This is a genomic window from Phenylobacterium conjunctum (assembly GCF_042679085.1).
GTDB classification, from domain to species: Bacteria; Pseudomonadota; Alphaproteobacteria; order Caulobacterales; family Caulobacteraceae; genus Phenylobacterium; species Phenylobacterium conjunctum.
Genome location: NZ_JBHTLQ010000014.1, coordinates 60,658 through 79,529 on the forward strand (window position 1 = coordinate 60,658; position 18,872 = coordinate 79,529).

Sequence of the window (18,872 nt, forward strand, 5' to 3'; positions counted from 1 at the left end):
CGTCTTCTGAAAAAGTCGCAACTCGGGCGTTGACACGATTCCGAGCCCGCCCTATCAGACGCCCCTCGCGGCGACGCGACGCAGAGATGCGGATGTAGCTCAGTTGGTTAGAGCGCCGGCCTGTCACGCCGGAGGTCGCGGGTTCGAGCCCCGTCATTCGCGCCACTCTCTGAAATGGCACAGGAAAAAGCGCCCCTTCCGGGGCGCTTTTCTTTTGCGCGCGGCCAATCAGCCGACGATGCGGACCGGCAGGGTCTCGTAGCCCTTCACGAAGGACGAGCGCACGCGGGTCGGTTCACCCAGCACCTCGATCTTCGACCAGCGCTTCAGGATCTCCTCCCACACGATCTTCAGCTGCAGTTCGGCCAGGCGGTTGCCCACGCAGCGGTGGATGCCGAAGCCGAAGGACATGTGCTGGCGGGGTCGCTCGCGGTCGATGATGAAGCGGTCGGGCTGGTCGATCACGCTCTCGTCGCGATTGCCCGAGACGTACCACATGACCACCTTGTCGCCCTTCTTGATGGTCTGGCCGCCGAATTCGATGTCTTCGACGGCTGTGCGGCGCATGTGCGCCAGCGGGGTCTGCCAGCGGATGATCTCCGGCACCATGGACTCGACCAAGTCCGGGTTGGCCCGCAGCTTGTCGTACTCGGCCGGGTTCTGGTTCAGGGCCAAGAGGCCGCCGGTGAGCGAGTTGCGGGTGGTGTCGTTGCCGCCAACGATCAGCAGGATGATGTTCCCCAGGAACTCGTCCGGGGTCATGTTCCGCGTGGCCTCGCCATGGGCCAGCATGGAGATCAGGTCGCTGCGCGGCGGCTCATTGACCCGCTCGTTCCACAGCTTGGTGAACCAGGCCAGGCAGTCCATCAGCTCGGCCTGACGTTGCTCCTCGGTCTCCACAATGGCGCCGGGCATCGGCATGGTGGTGGCCACGTCCGACCAGCGGGTCAGGCGGCGGCGCTCCTCGAAGGGGAAGTCGAACAGGGTCGCCAGCATCTGGGTGGTCAGCTCGATGGACACCCGGTCCACCCAGTTGAATTCCTCGCCGATCGGCAGGCTGTCCAGGATGCGCCCGGCCCGCTCGCGGATGATCGGCTCCATCACCTTCAGGTTATGCGGCGAGACGATGGGGCTGACGGTCTTGCGCTGCACGTCGTGCTTGGGCGGATCCATGGCGATGAAGCTGGGCCGGCGCAGGTCGGGCCGGGCGTCGCGGATGGTGATGCCGCCGAGGGCCGCCTCGGACGAGAAGACCTGGTGGTTGGTGTCCACCGCCATGATGTCGTTGTAGCGGGTGATCGACCAATAGGGTCCGAACTCACTGTCCCGGCACCAGTGGACCGGGGCCTCCTTCCTCAGCCGCTCGAAATAGGGCCAGTGAGAATCGGTCCGGAACAGCTCCGGATCCCCGGGGTTCAGATCCTCGATGGGCAGGCTCCAGGCGCGGGCGCGCGCCTCGTCGGCGAGCTTCATGGCTCCGTCCGCCATTGCTTCCTCCCTTGTCCGGGCATGCCGCCCTGTCATTGAGAGGATGAAACGCCGGTTCCCGGGCCGGGGCAATGCCTCCGAACTTAGTTTGGATTGGCCGCCTGGGCCCGGGCGATGGCGTCGGCCAGGTCTCCGGGCAGGTCGCGCCCCGAGGCGGCGAGGTTCTGCGTCAGGTGCCCCATCCGCGTCGTACCCGTCACCGCGCAGGCGACGTCCGGGTTCGACAGCACCCAGGCCAGCGCCGCCTGGGCGCCGCTGATGTCGGTTCGGCCGTGCAGGAAACCGAAGCGCGCGCCGTCGAGCACCTCCCGGCGATGATTCTTCAGGGCTCGCAGGGCGTACCAGACATCCCGAGGGCGGCGCAGTTTCAGCACCTGGCCGCCGGTGTGGCCCATGGCCAGCGGCATGCCGGCCAGGACCCCCTTCCCCGCCGCCGCCGCGCGAGCGATGAGCGGGCCGCGTTCAGGGCGCAGCACATTGTAGTCGACCATCACCACGTCGATCTCGGCCAGGCGGATGGCGTGGTCGATGACCGCGGGATCGAAGCTGTTCACCCCCACGGCGCGGGCCAGCCCCTGGGCCTTCAGGTCCGCCAGGGTGTCCAGCATTTCGGCGTCGAGTTCGGCGGCCGCTGGTCCGTGCAGCTGCAGCAGCCCCACCTGGGACACGTCCAACCGCTCCAGGCTGCGCGACAGGCTCGCACGGATGGCGGCGGGGCGCATGTCGCGCCGAATGCGGCCGGCCTCGAAGCGCGTGCCGGCCTTGGTGGCGATCACCAGGCGGGAGGCGTCAACGCCCTTCAGCGCCCGCCCCAGGCGCGGCTCGGCGTTTCCCCCCGAATAGGCCGCGCCGGTGTCGAAGAAGGTCACGCCCCCCTCCACCGCCGCCTCGACCAGGGCGATAGCCTCGCGCTCCGGGAAGGCCTTCTGGCCCCACCAGCTGGCGCAGCCGAAGCCGATCTCGGAGACGGTCAGGCCGGTACGGCCGAGGGCACGATAGCGCATGGCCTGGGGTCGCCAGAGAGGGGGATGGTGGGCGGCGAGGGGTTCGAACCCCCGACCCCCTGGGTGTAAACCAGGTGCTCTGACCAGCTGAGCTAGCCGCCCGCAATCCGAAGGGCGCCCTACATAGCCGGGGCGCCCGGCAACGAAAAGGGCGGCCGCCAGCCCGGCGACCGCCCTTTCCTCATGTATCGACTTTGCGTCGAGCGACCTTAGTTCAGGGCGCTCTTCAGGCCTTCACCCACGCGGAAGCGCGCGGTGTTGGACGCAGGACGGCTGACAGTTTCGCCGGTGCGCGGATTACGAGCGGTGCCCGCGGCGCGCTTCACCGGAACGAAGCTGCCGAAGCCGACGAGACGGACTTCGTCCCCCGCCTTCAGCGACGCCGTGACGGAATCGATGAACGCCTCGAGAGCGTCTTTCGCCTGCGCCTTGTTGAGGCCCGCCTTGTCGGCGATCGCCGTGACGAGTTCGGCCTTGGTCATTTGTTGTCTCTCCCAGCCCGTTATGTCTCCGCGAACCGCTCGCGGTTTTTCGCGAGGCTGCTTCGCGTGGCGGCGATTATGGCGACCTAGCGTCAGGCGTCAAACGAAGGCGGCGCAGGAATCCCCTGCGCCGCCAAGAAAAATGCCGAATTCGCGCCCTTTAGTGGGTAATCACACTCTCAACGTCGCCCTCATCCCCGGCGACGGCCACCGCAGGGGTCTCCGGCGGGGTCCATTCGATCGGCGTGAGCGGTTGGGTGAGCGCGCGAGTCAGCACCTCATCCATGGTCGAAACCGCGATGATCTCCAGCCCGGTCTTCACGCTGTCCGGGATGTCCTCCAGGTCCTTGACGTTCTCCTGCGGGATCAGGACGGTCTTCACCCCCGAGCGCAGCGCCGCCAGCAGCTTCTCCTTCAGGCCGCCGATGGCGGTCACGCGGCCCCGCAGGGTGACCTCGCCGGTCATGGCGATGTCCTTGCGGATCGGGATGCCGGTCAGCACGGAGACGATGGCCGTGGCCATGGCCGCGCCGGCGGACGGGCCGTCCTTGGGCGTGGCGCCGTCCGGCACGTGGATATGGACATCGGTCTTGTCGAACAGCGGCGGCTCGATGCCGAAGCGTGTCGCCCGGCTGCGCACGAAGCTGTTCGCCGCCGAGATGGATTCTTTCATCACGTCCTTCAGGTTGCCCGTGATGGACATGCGGCCCTTGCCCGGCATCTTGACCGCCTCGATGGTCAGGATGTCGCCGCCGAACTCGGTGTAGGCCAGGCCGGTGATGATCCCGACCTGGTCTTCCGCGTCAGTCTCGCCGTAGCGGTACTTCTTGACGCCCGAGTACTTGGCCAGACGGGCCTCATCGACAGTGATCGACTTGACCTTCTCGCGGCCGAGATCGCGGACCGTCTTGCGCGCCAGGTTGCCCAGTTCCCGCTCCAGCGACCGCACGCCGGCTTCGCGGGTGTAGTAGCGGATCAGGTCGCGGATGGTGCTCTCCGGCACCACGAACTCCTCGGCGTTCAGGCCGTGGTCCTTGGTCAGCTTGGGCAGCACGTGCCGCTTGGCGATCTCGACCTTTTCATCCTCGGTGTAGCCGGGGATGCGGATGATCTCCATGCGGTCCAGCAGGGGCTGGGGCATGTTCAGGCTGTTGGCCGTGGTGACGAACATCACCGGCGACAGGTCGTAGTCGACCTCAAGATAGTGGTCGCCGAACGTCGAGTTCTGCGCCGGATCCAGCACTTCCAGCAGGGCCGAGGACGGGTCGCCGCGATAGTCGCTGCCCATCTTGTCGATCTCGTCCAGCAGGAAGAAGGCGTTGGTCGACTTTGCCTTCTTCATCGACTGGATGATCTTGCCCGGCATGGAGCCGATATAGGTCCGGCGGTGGCCACGGATCTCAGCCTCGTCGCGCACGCCGCCCAGCGAGACGCGCACGAACTCGCGGCCCGTGGCTTCAGCGATGGACTTGCCCAGCGAGGTCTTGCCGACGCCCGGAGGGCCGACGAGGCACAGGATCGGTCCTTTCAGCGAACCGGTCCGGGCCTGGACGGCCAGGTATTCCAGGATCCGCTCCTTGACCTTCTCCAGGCCGTAGTGGTCGGCGTCGAGCACCTTCTCGGCCTTGTCCAGGTCGATGGCCTTGGTCTTGGCCTTGCCCCACGGGATCGACAGCAGCCAGTCGAGATAGTTCCGCACGACGGTGGATTCCGCCGACATCGGGCTCATGTTCCGCAGCTTCTTCAGCTCGGACTCGGCCTTGGTGCGGGCTTCCTTGGACAGCTTGGTCTTCTTGATCCGCTTCTCGAGCTCGAGCAGTTCGTCGCGCTGATCGTCCTGCTCGCCAAGCTCGCGCTGGATCGCCTTCATCTGCTCGTTCAGATAGTACTCGCGCTGCGTCTTCTCCATCTGACGCTTCACGCGGTTCCGGATCTTCTTCTCGGTCTGCATCACCGAGATCTCGCCCTCCATCAGGGCGTAGACCTTCTCCAGGCGCTTCACGACGTTGAAGATTTCCAGCAGCGCCTGCTTGTCGCCGATCTTCACCGACAGGTGGCTGGCGATGCGGTCGGCCAGCTCGCCAGGGCTTTCGACCTGGGGCATGGAGGCCAGGGCCTCCGGCGGCACCTTCTTGTTCAACTTCACATAGTTTTCGAACTGCTCGACCACGGCCCGCGACAGGGCTTCGGCCTCGGCCGAGCCGGCGCCGTCCTCGGTCACGAAGGCCATCTCGGCCTCGTAGAACTCTTCCTGGTCGGTGAAGCGCGCGATACCGGCGCGCGCCTTGCCTTCGACCAGCACCTTCACGGTGCCGTCGGGCAGCTTCAGCAGTTGCAGGACTGTGGCCACGACGCCGACCTCATAGATGGCGTCCGGCGCCGGGTCGTCGTCGTCCTTGTCCTTCTGGGTGGCCAGCAGGATCTGCTTGCCGGGGGTCTTCATCGCCTCTTCGAGCGCGCGCACCGACTTCTCGCGGCCCACGAACAGCGGCACCGGCTGGTGCGGGAACACCACGATGTCCCGCAGGGGCAGGATCGGCAGGATCAAAGCTTCGGTCATGTCGTCATCAACTCCTGGCCGGGCCCCCTCATCAAGCGAAGCGCGACCTAAATCCGGACCGCGGTCACGCCAGACGATGCGTCTGAGTCGGACGGCCCGTCCGCCACGGGGGCGGTGTCTCAAGGTCTTTTATGTGGACGCTTTGCGCGCCTATTCAAGTTGGGTCGCCCGACACCCTACCCCCGGCTCGCGCGACGAGCGCCCTGCCCCGGCGCCGCAGCGCCCAGACGCCGCAGGTCGAGAGGCCGCAGGTCCAGAGACGAAAAGACCCCGCGGATCGCTCCGCGGGGCCACATCTCGTCAGGCCTCAGCTTCAGGCCGCGCCGCCCTTGTCGCGACGCTCGGCGTAGATGATCAGCGGCTGAGCGCGGCCCTCGACCACCTCGGCGTTGACCACCACTTCTTCGACGCCGTCATAGGTCGGCAGCTCGTACATGGTGTCGAGCAGGATGCCTTCCAGGATCGAGCGCAGGCCGCGGGCGCCGGTCTTACGCTGGATGGCCTTGCTGGCCACGGCGCGCAGGGCGTCGTCGGTGAAGGTCAGGCCGACATTCTCCATGTCGAACAGACGCTGGTACTGCTTCACGAAGGCGTTCTTCGGCTCGGTGAGGATCTTCACCAGGGCCGCGACGTCCAGGTCGTCCAGGGTGGCGATCACCGGCAGACGGCCGATGAATTCCGGGATCAGGCCGAAGCGCTGCAGGTCGTCGGGCTCCACCTGGCGGAACACTTCGCCGGTGCGGCGCTCGTCCGGGTCCGAGACCTTGGCGCCGAAGCCGATCGAGGTGCCCTGACCGCGGGCGGAGATGATCTTCTCCAGGCCAGCGAAGGCGCCGCCGCAGATGAACAGGATGTTGGTGGTGTCGACCTGCAGGAATTCCTGCTGGGGATGCTTGCGCCCGCCCTGCGGCGGCACGGAGGCGACAGTGCCTTCCATGATCTTCAGCAGGGCCTGCTGCACGCCTTCGCCCGACACGTCGCGGGTGATGGACGGGTTGTCGGACTTGCGGCTGATCTTGTCGACTTCGTCGATGTAGACGATGCCGCGCTGGGCGCGTTCGACATTGTAGTCGGCGGCTTGCAGCAGCTTCAGGATGATGTTTTCGACGTCTTCGCCGACATAACCGGCTTCGGTCAGGGTCGTGGCGTCGGCGACGGTGAACGGCACGTCGATGATTCGCGCCAGGGTCTGGGCCAGCAAGGTCTTGCCGGTGCCGGTCGGGCCGATCAGCAGGATGTTCGCCTTGCCCAGCTCGACGTCGTTATTCTTCGTCGCGTGGTTCAGGCGCTTGTAGTGATTGTGGACCGCGACCGAGAGGACCTTCTTGGCGTGATCTTGCCCGATCACGTAATCGTCCAGGACCTCCCGAATTTCCTTCGGAGTGGGCACGCCGTCCTTGGATTTCACGAAGGAGATCTTGTGCTCCTCGCGAATGATATCCATGCACAGCTCCACGCATTCATCACAGATGAACACGGTTGGGCCCGCAATCAGCTTGCGAACCTCGTGCTGGCTCTTGCCGCAGAAAGAGCAATACAGGGTGCTCTTGGAATCTCCGCTCGCGGCCTTGGTCATGATCGTGTCTCACTCTTCCGACGGGCGCGACCGGGGGGTCGAACCGTCTCTCCAGGAGGCGTTGCCTGACGCCATCAATGCAGGATACGCGCCGTGGGTTGTCTAATCCTTGACATTCCCTGATCCGGGCCGGGTTCACAAGCCTTTGGCGCGGTTCAGCGGCATTTGGCACCGGGCCGCCTGATGACGGGTATGTCCGAATCCCTAGATGGGTGTGACCCGAAACGGGACAAGGGCGCATTCTATCGGGGGACGCCGCCGCGGATCGCGCCGACGCGCCTGGGGCGAGTCTGGTTGACGGGCCTGCGACGATACGCGCGCTAAGGGGCGAGATGAGACGCGAGAAGAAGCTGAAGGGCCATGCGGGCCGGCCGTCCGAGTTCCTCGATGACCAGATCGAGGACGCCGGCATCGTCGCCTTCGACTTCGACGGCACCATCACCGTGCGTGACAGCTTCACCGAGTTCCTGAAATGGCGGGCCGGGCGCGCGCGCTACGCCCTGGGCATGGTGCGGCTGGCTCCGGCCGCGATCGCCTATCTGTTTCACCGCAACCGTGGGCGAATCAAGGCGGCGGCGTCCCGTGAGTTCCTGTCTGGCGCGACCCGCGCAGAACTCGAGGCCCAGGCCAAGACCTTCGCCGAGGAACTGGCCCCCACCCTGCTGCGCGGCGACGCCCTGCAGGCCTGGAAGCGCTGGCGCACGCGCCGGGCAAAGCTGGTGATTGTCACCGCCTCCCCCGATGTCGTGGTCGCCCCCTTCGCGCGCGGCCTAGGCGCCGACGTCCTGATCGCCACGGAACTGGCCTTTGATCTGAACGACCGCGCCACCGGCGGCTTCGCCACGCCGAATTGCCGTGGGCCGGAAAAGGTCCGGCGGCTCAAGGCCATGTTCGGCGACGACCTGATGCTGAAGGCGGCCTATGGCGACACCAGCGGCGACCGCGAGATGCTGAGGATCGCCGACCACCGCGGCTACCGCGTCTTCAAGTCGCGGCCCTGACGTGGCCCGCCTACGGTTCAGGGTCGAGAAGCTGATCCGCGACCACCTGCCGCAGATCATGCGCGACCAGGGCCTCTCCGTGTTCGAACGCCAGCTGTCGGATGCGGACTTCGACGCCGCCCTGCGCGCCAAGCTGGCCGAGGAAGCCGCCGAGGTCGCCGCCTCCAAGGACCGCGAGGACCTGGCCTGGGAGTTGGCCGACCTGAGCGAGGTGATCCAGGCCCTGGCGAACCTGCACGGCCTGACCCGCGAAGATATTGAGACCCGACGCATCGCCAAGCGCGCCGAGCGCGGCGGCTTCGACCAGCGCATCTACAACGCCGCGGTCGAGGCCGATGAAGGTTTGCCCGCCGCCGACTACTATCTGGCCCGCCCCGATCAGTATCCTCGCCAGCCATGAAGCACGCCGGTCCCGCCGCCCTCGACGCCCTGGAGCCTCTATTGGCGCGGCTGCGGACCCTGCCCGGCCTCAAGGAAAAGAGCCGGGGGATCTTCTATCTGAAGTCCAAGGCCTTCCTGCATTTTCACGAGGATCCGGCCGGCCTGTTCGCCGACCTGCGCGAGGACAGCGACTTCACCCGCTACGAGGTCACCAGCTCTGAGGGGCAGGAAGCCCTGTTCGCCGCTACCCTGCGCCGGCTGAGCTAGGCCTGGCGCTCCAGGGCTCCAAGGTCCCGACCACCGACCAGGCGAGGTCATCGCGGATCGCCGCCAGGACGCCGGCCGAAATCTCGGCCTGGGTGTTCCATCGCGCGCCCTGCCCTGTCAGCCGGAAGCCCAGGACCACCTGACGCAGCCGGCAGGTTTCCAGCCCTTCAGCCACAGCGGCGGCGCGCGCCAAGCGGTCGGGGTGATCCGGATCGCCCACAGCGCTGCCCAGCACCTGGATCAGCCGCCCGGGTCGCCCCGGCGCGCCCACAGCCTCAGCGAGCCGCCTGGGCGCGGCGATCTTCAAGGTCCGGAACCAGGCCACGGCCAGATCGACAGGACCGGAGGCGGCGACGGCCCGGTCCAGGGCGGCGGCGAAGGCCTCATCATCCATGTAGTCGGCGTCATAGCCAGTCACGCCCGGCCGCCCGGCTTGCGACGCCTGGCGTGACAAAAGCGAAAGGCGCCCACCCTCCCGGGCGAGCGCCTCCACCATATCCGACAGCATGCCGGTTCCGCCCACCACCAGGATGTGCGGCCCCATCTATGATCAGTCGTCGGCGCGCTTCTCGATGACCTGGTCGACCAGGCCCCAGGCCTTGGCTTCTTCCGGGGTCATGAAGGTGTCCTGGTCGAGCTTTTCCTCGACCTCTTCATAGGTGCGGCCGGTGTGACGGGCGTAGATCTCGTTCAGACGGCGCTTGGTCTTGATGATGTCCTCGGCGTGACGCTCGATGTCCGAGGCCTTGCCCGAGTAACCGCCCGAGGGCTGGTGCACCATGATGCGCGCATTCGGCAGGGAGATCCGCTGGCCGGGCTCGCCGGCCATCAGCAGGAAGGAGCCCATCGAGGCGGCCATGCCCATGCACAGGGTCACGACCGGGCACTTCACGTACTGCATGGTGTCGTAGATCGCGAGACCAGAGGTCACCACCCCGCCAGGCGAGTTGATGTACATCTGGATCTCCTTCTTCGGGTTCTCCGCTTCCAGGTACAGCAGCTGGGCGCAGATCAGCGCCGACATGCCGTCCTCGACGGGACCGTTCAGGAAGATCACCCGCTCCTTGAGCAGGCGCGAGAAGATGTCGAAGGCGCGCTCGCCGCGGCTGGTCTGCTCCACAACCATGGGCACGAGGTTCAGCGCGGTGATTTGCGGGTCACGCATGGAAAGGAAGCCCTTCATCGAATTTGGGCGACCCGAGAACGGAGTCGCGACTGTCCCTCCCGATATCGCGTGCGGAGGGGCGGGTTGCAAGGTGACCTATAGTCCTAAAGAAAATCCCTCCCCGTCGCCGGGGAGGGATCACTTATCTCCAGGGCGCCGCCGAAGCGGCCCCGGTCAGCCTTAGGCGCCGTAGCCGGCCGGCATGTCGTCTTCCTTCATCAGGTCTTCCTTGGAGACCTTCTCGTCGGAGACCTGGGCCTGGCCGAGGATCAGGTCGACGACCTTGTCCTCGAAGATCGGCGCGCGCAGCTGGGCCTGGGCCTGGGCGTTCTGGCGGAAGAAGTCGAAGATCTGCTGGGCTTGCGGGCCATAGCGCATGGCTTCGGCGCGCATGGCCTCGGCCAGCTCCTGGTCGGTCACCTGCACCTGGTTCACGCGGCCGATCTCGGCCAGCACCAGGCCCAGGCGCACGCGGCGCTCGGCGATCTTGCGGTATTCGGTCTGCAGGGTTTCGTCCGACTTCTCGGCGTCTTCCGGCGGCAGGCTGCCGGCTTCCTTGTCCTGCTGGACCTGGGCCCAGATCTGGCCGAACTCGGCCTCGACCATCTTGGGCGGCAGCGGGAAGTCGTGCTTTTCGTCCAGGACGTCCAGCAGGGCGCGCTTCAGCTTGAAGCGCGAGGCGCCGGCGTACTGGCTTTCCAGGTTGGCCTTGAGCAGCTCCTTCAGCTTGTCCAGGCCTTCCAAGCCCAGGCGTTGGGCCAGCTCGTCATTGGCTTCGGAATCGACCGGAGCCTTCACTTCCTTGACGGTCGTGGTGAACTCGGCGGCCTTACCGGCCAGGTGAGCGGCCTGGTACTGCTCGGGGAAGCTGACCTTCACCAGCACTTCGTCGCCCGGCTTGGCGCCGACCAGCTGCTCTTCAAAGCCAGGGATGAACTGGCCGGACCCCAGCACCAGCTCGGTGTCGGTGGCCGAGCCGCCTTCGAAGGCTTCACCGTCCACGCGGCCGACGAAGTCGATGACGACCATGTCGCCGTCCTTGGCCTTGGTCGACTTGCCCTTACGGGGCTCGTAGGTGCGGTTCTGCTTGGCCAGTTCGGCGACGGCCTCGTCGACTTCGGCGTCGGAGGGCTCGTAGACCGGACGGGTCAGGGAGACCTTGCTCATATCGGCCGGTTCGAATTCCGGCATGATCTCGACGGCCAGTTCGAACGACAGGTCGGCCTTGCCGTCCACCACCGCCTGGATGTCGCCTTCCGGCTTCAGATCCGGATCGCCGGCCGGGCGGATATTGTTGTCTTCGAAGACCTTCTGGGTGGTCTCGTTGATGGCCTGCTCGACCACTTCGCTCATCAGCGACTTGCCGAACATGCGCTTGACGTGGGCCGGCGGCACCTTGCCAGGACGGAAGCCCTTGATGCTGAGAGTCGGCGTGATCTCGGCGATCCGCGCCTCCAGACGTTCGGTCAGGTCCGCGAGCGGGACAGTCACGCCATAGACGCGGCTCAGGCCTTCGCCAGACTTTTCAACGATCTGCATCGACATTCTTGGATTTCCCGGACCCGGCGGCTACGCGCCGTCTCGACGTCCGCCTTCGGCTGAAAAAGGTGAGCGCCGCCAGGGGTCTGGCGGCGAGCGGGCGCTCTTATGTCATGCACCCCGCGCCGGGCCAAGCCCCAAGCCGCAAAGACCAGCGCCCTTGAGCGGCTGGTTGGTGCGGGCGAGAGGACTCGAACCTCCACGCCTCGCGGCGCTGGAACCTAAATCCAGTGCGTCTACCAGTTCCGCCACGCCCGCACTTGCGCCCCGCATCGGCTGAACCAGCGCTCGCGTCAAGAGGCGCTTCAGCCCCGGGCGGCGTCGTACAGTCGGCGCAGGATCGCCGGGGCCAGGCCCGGCAGGTCCTCTGCGATCAGGCCTGGGCCGTGCAGGTCGGCGGCCTCGGAGTGAATCCAGGTGGCGGCGCAGGCGGCGTCGAAACTGTCCATGCCCTGGGCGATCAGCGAGGCGATGAAGCCCGCCAGCACATCGCCCGAGCCGGCGGTGGCGAGCCAGGGCGAACCGTTGGAGGCGACGGCGGCGCGACCGTCCGGCGCGGCGACCACGGTGTCCGGCCCCTTCAAGAGGACGATGGCGTCCGCCTTGGCGGCCGCACGCCGCGCGGCGGTGATCCGTTCGGGCGAGGCCTTCAACAGCCCAGGGAACAGCCGCTCGAACTCGCCGGGGTGCGGGGTCAGCACATCGTCCACATCGAGCACCGAGAACAGCTCCTCGGGATCGTCCTTGAAGATGGTGATGGCGTCGGCGTCGATCACCAGGGCCGCGCCAGTGCGGGCCAGGGCCAGCACATTCAAGAGGGTGCTCTCGGTGACCCCCGCGGCGGGCCCGATGACCGCGGCGTCGACCTCCGCCGCCAGCTGTTCCAGCTCCGCCTCGGTCTCGAAGGGCCTGAGCATCACCGCTTCAAGGTGAGCGGCGTTGACCCGCAGCGCATCCGGCGGCGACAGGATGGTGACCAGTCCCGCGCCCAGACGTAGCCCCGCGCGGGCGGAAAGCCGCGCCGCGCCGGTGTTCCAGGCGTCCCCGCTGACCACCACCATGCGGCCGCGGGCATGCTTGTGCGACTGAGCGGACGGCCAGGGAAACGCCGACAGCCAGGCGTCGGGCGCATTCTCCACCAGCCCGCCGCCGGGAGCCGTGAGGCCGATATCGGCCACCACCACCTCGCCGCAACGGCTCTGGCCCGGTTCCAGCACATGGGCCGGCTTCTTGGCGTGGAAGGTGACGGTCAGGCCGGCCCAGAAGGCCGCGTCACCCAGGGGCTTTCCTGTGTCCCCGGCCAGGCCGCTGGGGACATCGATGGCCACGACCTGGAGCGGACGCGCCTCCGAACTGCGCGCCAGTCGGGCGGCCTCGCCCTCCAGAGGCCGGCTGAGACCCGCCCCGAACAGAGCGTCCACCACCAGGTCCGCCGCGCGCTCCGACAGGCCAAGCCCGAAGGTCTCCCCGGCCCAGCGGCCGGCGGCGTCCTTCGCATCTTCGGTCACCGGCGGATCCGAGCGCTCCACCCATACCGACCAGCCCCGCTCGGCCAACACCTGGGCGCAGACATAGCCGTCGCCGCCGTTGTTGCCCGGACCGCACAGCACGGCGGTCGGCCGGGGGGAAAACCGCTCGCAGATCGCGTCCGCGACAGCGAGGCCCGCGCGGCGCATCAGCTCCGTCCCGGGCGTCCCGGCCGCGATGGCGGCGCGGTCGGCGGCGGACATTTCAGCGACAGTGAAGATCGGACGAGGGGCCACGCAGACTCCGGATCGAAACTTAGAGGACGCCCGTCTGGGCTTCGCGACCGGCCTGGACCAGGCTCAGCCCCTGCCCGTCCGTCTCCAGGACGCTGACCGAGGCGTGATCCGGTCGGAACACCAGCACCCTGGGATCGTCCTGCAGCACTGACATGACAGCATTGATGGCGACGTAGTGGCTGAACACCGCGGTCCCGGCCCGCGCGGTCAGGGACGCCGCGACCTGGCGACGCCAGGCTTCATAGTCCAGGTCGCCCTGCACATCGGCCCAGCGCCCCTGGAACACCTCCCGCAGCCACGCGGGACGCGCCTCCTGGGACAGGTTCGCCGGGGTCGGGATCTCGCCGACCGAGGCGTCGATCTCGATCTCGACGCCCAGGGCGGCGGCGGTGGGCATGGCGGTCTCACGGCAACGGCGCAGGGGCGAGCTGACCACGCGGGTCGGCCTCTCGGCTTCCGGCAAGGACAGAAGGAAATCCCGGGCCGCCTCGGCCTGGGCCTGGCCCTGGGCGTCGAGGCCCGGATCATCGTCAGCCTCGCCCCAAACGGCGGCGGGCTTGCCATGGCGGATCAGATAGAGGCGCGACATCATTACTTCTCGTGCGGGCTCATGAAGAGGCCGCGACAATTCCCCGCCGCGCCCGTCAGGTCCACCCCCGCGCAGGTCTTTGCGCACAGGCTTGGCCATAATGCCGACAGGCCTCGGCGGTTGCATGACAGAGGTCAATGTCGCGGCGTCCATCTCCGCCGCAATCTTCAGCAGCCGCGGTCTCCCGCCGCGGCGGCGCGATTGAGACCGATTCACAGGATTGAGCGGGATGAGCGGCATTTCCGGGCGCAGCGGGCACGTAACACCACGCTGTGACACCCGTGGCGCGGCATATGGCCGACCCGAAACGGGCCTGGAGCGCGTTTTCCTGCATGATCACATCTTGGGCGCCGACTGCACATGTTTTAGACAAACGCAGATTCCCGGTCACCGGCGCTCGGCTGGCCGCGGACTCCCTCTTGTCCCGGGGAGCGGGAGCGTGCTCGTAGCCCTCACACGCGGGGCGACCTCCGCCAGTAACCAAGTCGGGCCATGAAGAAGATCGAAGCCATCATTAAGCCCTTCAAGCTCGACGAGGTGAAGGAGGCCCTGCAGGATCTGGGCGTCCAGGGCATGACCGTCATCGAGGCCAAGGGCTATGGCCGCCAGAAGGGCCACACCGAGCTCTATCGTGGCGCCGAGTACGTGGTCGACTTCCTGCCCAAGATCAAAATCGAAGTGGTGGTGGCCGACGACCAGTTGGACCCCGCCCTTGAAGCGATTGTCGGCGCGGCGCGCACCGGGCGCATCGGTGACGGCAAGATCTTCGTGTCTGAGATCCTCGACGTGCTGCGTATTCGCACGGGCGAGACGGGAGCGGCCGCCGTCTAAGGCCGTCGAGCATTCGAGATTAGGTTCTACCTGAAGGGGATACTTCTATGGCTACCGCCAAGGACATTCTGAACGAAATCAAGGAAAAGGACGTCAAGTACGTCGACGTGCGCTTCACCGACATGCGCGGGAAGATGCAGCACGTGACCTTCGACATCGACCTGGTCGATGACGACTTCCTGAACGACGGCACCATGTTCGACGGTTCGTCGATCGCGGGCTGGAAGGCCATCAACGAGTCCGACATGAAGCTGCGGCCGGACCTGAACTCGGCCTATATCGACCCCTTCTACCAGCAGACCACCCTGTGCCTGTTCTGCGACGTGCTGAACCCCGACACCGGCACCCCCTACAACCGCGACCCGCGTTCGATCGCCAAGGCCGCCCTGAACTACGTGAAGTCGGCCGGCGTGGGCGACACCGTGTTCTTCGGCCCTGAAGCCGAGTTCTTCATCTTCGACGACGTGCGCTGGTCCACCTCGCCGCACAACACCGGCTACTCCTACGACTCCACCGAGCTGCCGGCGAACACCGGCAAGGCCTATCCGGAAGGCAACATGGGCCACCGGCCCGGCCCGAAGGGCGGCTACTTCCCGGTGAACCCGGTCGACTCCTGCCAGGACCTGCGCGGCGAAATGCTGGCGGTCATGGGCGAGCTCGGCATGCAGCCGGAAAAGCACCACCACGAAGTGGCCCCGGCCCAGCACGAACTCGGCCTGAAGTTCGCCGACCTGCTGACCATGGCCGACCGGATGCAGCTGTATAAGTACGTCATCCACAACGTCGCCGCGGCTTACGGCAAGACCGCCACCTTCATGGCCAAGCCGATGTTCGCCGACAACGGCTCAGGCATGCACGTGCACCAGTCGATCTGGAAGGACGGCAAGCCGATGTTCGCGGGCGACAAGTACGCCGGCCTGTCGCAGGTTTGCCTGTGGTACATCGGCGGCATCATCAAGCACGCCAAGGCCATCAACGCCTTCTCGAACTCGACCACCAACAGCTACAAGCGCCTGGTGCCCGGCTACGAAGCCCCGGTGAAGCTGGCCTACTCGGCCCGCAACCGCTCGGCCTCCATCCGGATCCCGCACGTCGACAGCCCGAAGGCCAAGCGGATCGAAGCCCGCTTCCCCGACCCGATGGGCAACCCCTACCTGACCTTCGTGGCCCTGCTGATGGCCGGCCTCGACGGCGTGATCAACCAGATCGACCCGGGCGCGCCCCAGGACAAGAACCTCTACGACCTGCCGCCCCGCGAGCAGAAGAAGGTTCCGGAAGTCTGCGGCTCGCTGCGTGAAGCTCTGGAAAACCTCGACAAGGACCGCGCCTTCCTGAAGGCCGGCGGCGTCATGGACGACGACTTCATCGACGCTTACATCGAGCTGAAGATGGAAGAAGTGATGCGGCTGCAACTGCACCCGCACCCGGTCGAATTCGACATGTACTACTCCTGCTAAGCCCGAAGGCTTAGGCAGAAACATGAAGGGCCGCGGATCACTCCGCGGCCCTTTTCATATCTGGCGCCCAGCCCCGGGCATGACCTAGCTCCAGACATGACAGAGCCCGCCGCGCCAGTCGGCGGGCGGGCTCTGCGAAACCTGTATTGGCGGCTCAGAGCTTCTGGGCGATCCACCAGTAGATGACGAAGGCCACCGCGGCCGGCGCGCCATAGGACGCGGCGAACAGCCAGGGCGAGCCATTGTCCGGCAGCACCGACGAGATCAGGCCGCCCGCGGCGACGACAGCGAACAGGGCCAGGGCCGTGCCGACAATGTTGATGAGTTCACGCGGAACACCACGAAGCGGGTGCGCCTGCTGGCGAGTGATATCCATGCCCAAACCTTCCTTCCCGTGACGACGCCGCAACCATGTCCTGCCCCTGGTTTGTTCGGGGGGCCGCCGGTCGCTTAACGTTCATCGATCTCAAGAGGTTGCCGCAAATCGGGGATATGGCAAGCGCCCAATTGTCGCTGCATCGCAGCACACTTGCGGCCCGAGGCGGCTGGTCCCATACGGTGGCCTCCCGAATCGTCCCAGTTTTGCGACATGCCCAAGGCCACAGCTCAAGCTTCCCTGTTCGATGACGCCTTGAACCCGGCGCCCGCCGCGCCGTTGGCGCAAAGCGTGGAGCCGCGCTCAGCCCCGACCCAAGCCGCGCAAGGCGATGACGCGCCCCAGGCCCCGTCCTCCAGCGGCTATTCCGCCGCCTCCATCGAGGTGCTCGAGGGTCTGGAGCCGGTCCGCAAGCGACCCGGCATGTACATCGGCGGCACCGACGAGCGCGCCCTGCACCACCTGTTCGCCGAAGTCCTGGACAACGCCATGGACGAAGCGGTGGCCGGTCACGCCAAGGTGATCGAGGTCACCCTCGACGCCGAGGGCTATCTGACGGTGCGCGACGACGGCCGCGGCATCCCGGTCGATCCGCACCCGAAGCATCCGGGCAAGTCGGCCCTGGAAGTGATCATGACCGTCCTGCACTCGGGCGGGAAATTCTCCGGCAAGGCCTACGAGACCTCCGGCGGCCTGCACGGGGTCGGCGTCTCGGTGGTCAACGCCCTCTCGGAGCGCGTCAACGTCAACGTCTGGAAGGACGGGTTTGAATGGCGCCAGGCCTTCACCCGCGGCCTGCCCCTCGGCGCCATCGAGCGCCTGACCCCCAGCAAGAAGCACGGCACGGCCATCAGCTTCCTGCCCGACCCACAGATCTTCGGCGAGGGCTGCGCCTTCAAGCCGGCGCGCCTGTACCGCATGGCCCGCTCCAAGGCCTATCTGTTCGGCGGCGTCGAGATCCGTTGGAAGTGCGATCCGTCGCGCATCCACGACCAGACCCCGGCCGAAGCCGTGTTCCGCTTCCCCAACGGCTTGGCCGACTTCCTGGCCGAACGGGTGAAGTCGATCGAGACCGTCACGCCAGAGCCCTTCGCCGGGCGCTATGAGCGCAAGGGCGAGGCCGGCAAGGTCGAATGGGCCGTCACCTGGACCCCCGCCGGTTTCGGCGAGGCCGACGGCTTCATGCAGTCCTACTGTAACACCGTGCCCACCCCGGAAGGCGGCACCCATGAGGCCGGCCTGCGCGCCGCCCTCACCCGCGGCCTGAAGGCCTATGCCGAACTGACCGGCGAAAAGCGTGGCGGCCTGATCACCGCCGAGGACGTGGTGGCCCAGGCCGGCGCCCTGGTCAGCGTGTTCATCGCCAATCCGGAATTCCAGGGCCAGACCAAGGAGCGCCTGTCCTCCGCCGAGGCCCAGCGCCTGGTCGAGAACGCCCTTCGCGACCCCTTTGACCATTGGCTGACCGCCCAGCCCAAGTCCGCGAGCGCCCTGCTCCAGTTCGTCATTGAGCGCGCCGAAGAGCGCCTGAAGCGGCGCAAGGACAAGGAAGTCGCCCGCGCCTCGGCGACGCGTCGCCTGCGTCTGCCCGGCAAGCTGGCCGACTGTTCCGGCGCGGCCATCGACGGCGCTGAGATCTTCCTGGTCGAAGGTGATTCGGCCGGCGGCTCGGCCAAACAGGCGCGCGACCGCAAGACCCAGGCGATCCTGCCCCTGCGCGGCAAGATCCTGAACGTCGCCTCGGCGTCCAGCGACAAGACCGGCGGCAACAAGGAGCTCAGCGATCTCCTGTTGGCTCTGGGCGTCCAGGGCGGGACGAAGTTCAAGGAAGAAGAGCTGCGCTACGAGCGCGTGATCATCATGACGGACGCCGACGTCGACGGCGCCCACATCGCCAGCCTGCTGATCACCTTCTTCTATAGGACCATGCCCGACATGATCCGGTCCGGGCGGCTCTACCTCGCCCTGCCCCCGCTTTACCGCATCAGCCAGGGCGCCAAGAGCGTCTACGCCCGCGACGACGCCCACAAAGACGAGCTTCTGGCCACCGAGTTCAAGGGCAAGAAGCCCGAGATCAGCCGGTTCAAGGGCCTGGGCGAGATGATGCCGGCCCAACTCAAGGAAACCACCATGGACCCCTCCAAGCGGACCCTGGCGCGGGTGACCTTGCCGCGGGCCGAAGAGTCCGTGGCGGACCTGGTCGAGACCTTGATGGGTCGCAAGCCGGAATTGCGCTTCCGTTTCATCCAGGAGAACGCTGAATTCGCGGCGGCCGACCTCGACATCTGAATGTTGAGCGCCCGCGATTCTCTAACGCGTTGACTTGATATCCCCAGCCCGTATCTTCCGGCGCGCGTGACGATCGCCGTTCGCGCCGCCGCGGCAGGCCAGCC

The 18,872-nt window shown here is 66.7% G+C and carries 17 protein-coding genes and 3 tRNA genes; 7 read left to right on the plus strand and 13 right to left on the minus strand.

Annotated elements, in window-relative coordinates; translation table 11 throughout:
• Positions 1 to 88: 88 nt before the first annotated feature.
• A tRNA-Asp gene (locus ACFQ27_RS08390) sits at positions 89 to 165 on the plus strand.
• 63 nt (positions 166 to 228) lie between these two features.
• On the opposite strand, the gene ACFQ27_RS08395 is transcribed toward ACFQ27_RS08390, so the two are convergent.
• From ACFQ27_RS08395 to clpX, 6 genes are all read right to left on the minus strand, one after another.
• The gene (locus ACFQ27_RS08395; protein ID WP_374346767.1) at positions 229 to 1,488 is read right to left on the minus strand and encodes a cytochrome P450; all 1,260 of its coding nucleotides are present in this window, start codon (positions 1,486 to 1,488) and stop codon (positions 229 to 231) included.
• 83 nt (positions 1,489 to 1,571) lie between these two features.
• The gene (locus tag ACFQ27_RS08400) at positions 1,572 to 2,492 is read right to left on the minus strand and encodes an aldo/keto reductase (RefSeq protein ID WP_377353253.1); all 921 of its coding nucleotides are present in this window, start codon (positions 2,490 to 2,492) and stop codon (positions 1,572 to 1,574) included.
• Positions 2,493 to 2,517: 25 nt separating this feature from the next.
• Positions 2,518 to 2,594: transfer RNA gene (locus ACFQ27_RS08405), tRNA-Val, on the minus strand.
• A 107-nt stretch (positions 2,595 to 2,701) separates the two neighbouring features.
• Complete coding sequence (locus tag ACFQ27_RS08410) at positions 2,702 to 2,974, minus strand: HU family DNA-binding protein (RefSeq protein ID WP_374346769.1); 273 nt, start codon at positions 2,972 to 2,974, stop codon at positions 2,702 to 2,704.
• A gap of 160 nt (positions 2,975 to 3,134) precedes the next feature.
• On the minus strand, positions 3,135 to 5,534 hold the full coding sequence (lon, locus tag ACFQ27_RS08415; RefSeq protein ID WP_374346770.1) for an endopeptidase La: 2,400 nt from the start codon (positions 5,532 to 5,534) through the stop codon (positions 3,135 to 3,137).
• 313 nt (positions 5,535 to 5,847) lie between these two features.
• Positions 5,848 to 7,110 (minus strand): ATP-dependent Clp protease ATP-binding subunit ClpX, encoded by a 1,263-nt coding sequence (clpX, locus tag ACFQ27_RS08420; protein WP_374346771.1) that lies wholly within the window; start codon positions 7,108 to 7,110, stop codon positions 5,848 to 5,850.
• Positions 7,111 to 7,442: 332 nt separating this feature from the next.
• On the opposite strand from clpX, the gene ACFQ27_RS08425 reads away from it, so the two are divergent.
• From ACFQ27_RS08425 to ACFQ27_RS08435, 3 genes are read left to right on the plus strand one after another with little or no spacing between them, the layout of a single operon-like run.
• On the plus strand, positions 7,443 to 8,111 hold the full coding sequence (locus ACFQ27_RS08425) for an HAD-IB family hydrolase (RefSeq protein ID WP_374346772.1): 669 nt from the start codon (positions 7,443 to 7,445) through the stop codon (positions 8,109 to 8,111).
• 1 nt (position 8,112) lies between these two features.
• The gene (locus ACFQ27_RS08430) at positions 8,113 to 8,511 is read left to right on the plus strand and encodes a nucleoside triphosphate pyrophosphohydrolase (RefSeq protein WP_377353254.1); all 399 of its coding nucleotides are present in this window, start codon (positions 8,113 to 8,115) and stop codon (positions 8,509 to 8,511) included.
• Positions 8,508 to 8,759: a hypothetical protein gene (locus ACFQ27_RS08435; RefSeq protein WP_377353255.1), complete on the plus strand. Its 252-nt coding sequence runs from the start codon at positions 8,508 to 8,510 to the stop codon at positions 8,757 to 8,759. Before ACFQ27_RS08430 ends, ACFQ27_RS08435 begins: the two co-directional genes overlap by 4 nt.
• Here the strand turns inward: ACFQ27_RS08435 and ACFQ27_RS08440 are convergent.
• The 6 genes from ACFQ27_RS08440 to ACFQ27_RS08465 form a co-directional block, all read right to left on the minus strand.
• Positions 8,737 to 9,303, minus strand: a complete 567-nt coding sequence (locus ACFQ27_RS08440) for a hypothetical protein (RefSeq protein WP_377353256.1) — start codon at positions 9,301 to 9,303, stop codon at positions 8,737 to 8,739. The two genes, ACFQ27_RS08435 and ACFQ27_RS08440, sit on opposite strands and share 23 nt — an antisense overlap.
• Before the next feature lie 6 nt (positions 9,304 to 9,309).
• A complete protein-coding gene (locus ACFQ27_RS08445; RefSeq protein ID WP_374346776.1) occupies positions 9,310 to 9,924 on the minus strand; it encodes an ATP-dependent Clp protease proteolytic subunit in 615 nt (204 codons plus the stop codon).
• A 180-nt stretch (positions 9,925 to 10,104) separates the two neighbouring features.
• On the minus strand, positions 10,105 to 11,463 hold the full coding sequence (gene tig / locus ACFQ27_RS08450; protein ID WP_377353265.1) for a trigger factor: 1,359 nt from the start codon (positions 11,461 to 11,463) through the stop codon (positions 10,105 to 10,107).
• 173 nt (positions 11,464 to 11,636) lie between these two features.
• Positions 11,637 to 11,721, minus strand: a tRNA-Leu gene (locus tag ACFQ27_RS08455).
• 47 nt (positions 11,722 to 11,768) lie between these two features.
• Positions 11,769 to 13,193: an NAD(P)H-hydrate dehydratase gene (locus tag ACFQ27_RS08460; protein WP_377353266.1), complete on the minus strand. Its 1,425-nt coding sequence runs from the start codon at positions 13,191 to 13,193 to the stop codon at positions 11,769 to 11,771.
• Positions 13,194 to 13,245: 52 nt separating this feature from the next.
• The gene (locus ACFQ27_RS08465) at positions 13,246 to 13,815 is read right to left on the minus strand and encodes a histidine phosphatase family protein (RefSeq protein WP_374346777.1); all 570 of its coding nucleotides are present in this window, start codon (positions 13,813 to 13,815) and stop codon (positions 13,246 to 13,248) included.
• A 492-nt stretch (positions 13,816 to 14,307) separates the two neighbouring features.
• Between ACFQ27_RS08465 and ACFQ27_RS08470 the strand changes: the two genes are divergently transcribed.
• Both ACFQ27_RS08470 and glnA read left to right on the plus strand, forming a co-directional pair.
• The gene (locus ACFQ27_RS08470; protein ID WP_374346778.1) at positions 14,308 to 14,646 is read left to right on the plus strand and encodes a P-II family nitrogen regulator; all 339 of its coding nucleotides are present in this window, start codon (positions 14,308 to 14,310) and stop codon (positions 14,644 to 14,646) included.
• A 47-nt stretch (positions 14,647 to 14,693) separates the two neighbouring features.
• Positions 14,694 to 16,103 carry a type I glutamate--ammonia ligase gene (gene glnA, locus ACFQ27_RS08475; protein WP_374346779.1) on the plus strand — a complete coding sequence of 470 codons (1,410 nt, stop codon included), beginning with the start codon at positions 14,694 to 14,696 and terminating at the stop codon, positions 16,101 to 16,103.
• Between the two features lie 154 nt (positions 16,104 to 16,257).
• Here the strand turns inward: glnA and ACFQ27_RS08480 are convergent, their stop codons facing one another.
• A complete protein-coding gene (locus ACFQ27_RS08480; RefSeq protein WP_377353258.1) occupies positions 16,258 to 16,479 on the minus strand; it encodes a hypothetical protein in 222 nt (73 codons plus the stop codon).
• A 213-nt stretch (positions 16,480 to 16,692) separates the two neighbouring features.
• Between ACFQ27_RS08480 and parE the strand changes: the two genes are divergently transcribed.
• Positions 16,693 to 18,768 carry a DNA topoisomerase IV subunit B gene (gene parE / locus ACFQ27_RS08485; RefSeq protein ID WP_377353259.1) on the plus strand — a complete coding sequence of 692 codons (2,076 nt, stop codon included), beginning with the start codon at positions 16,693 to 16,695 and terminating at the stop codon, positions 18,766 to 18,768.
• Positions 18,769 to 18,872: the final 104 nt, after the last annotated feature.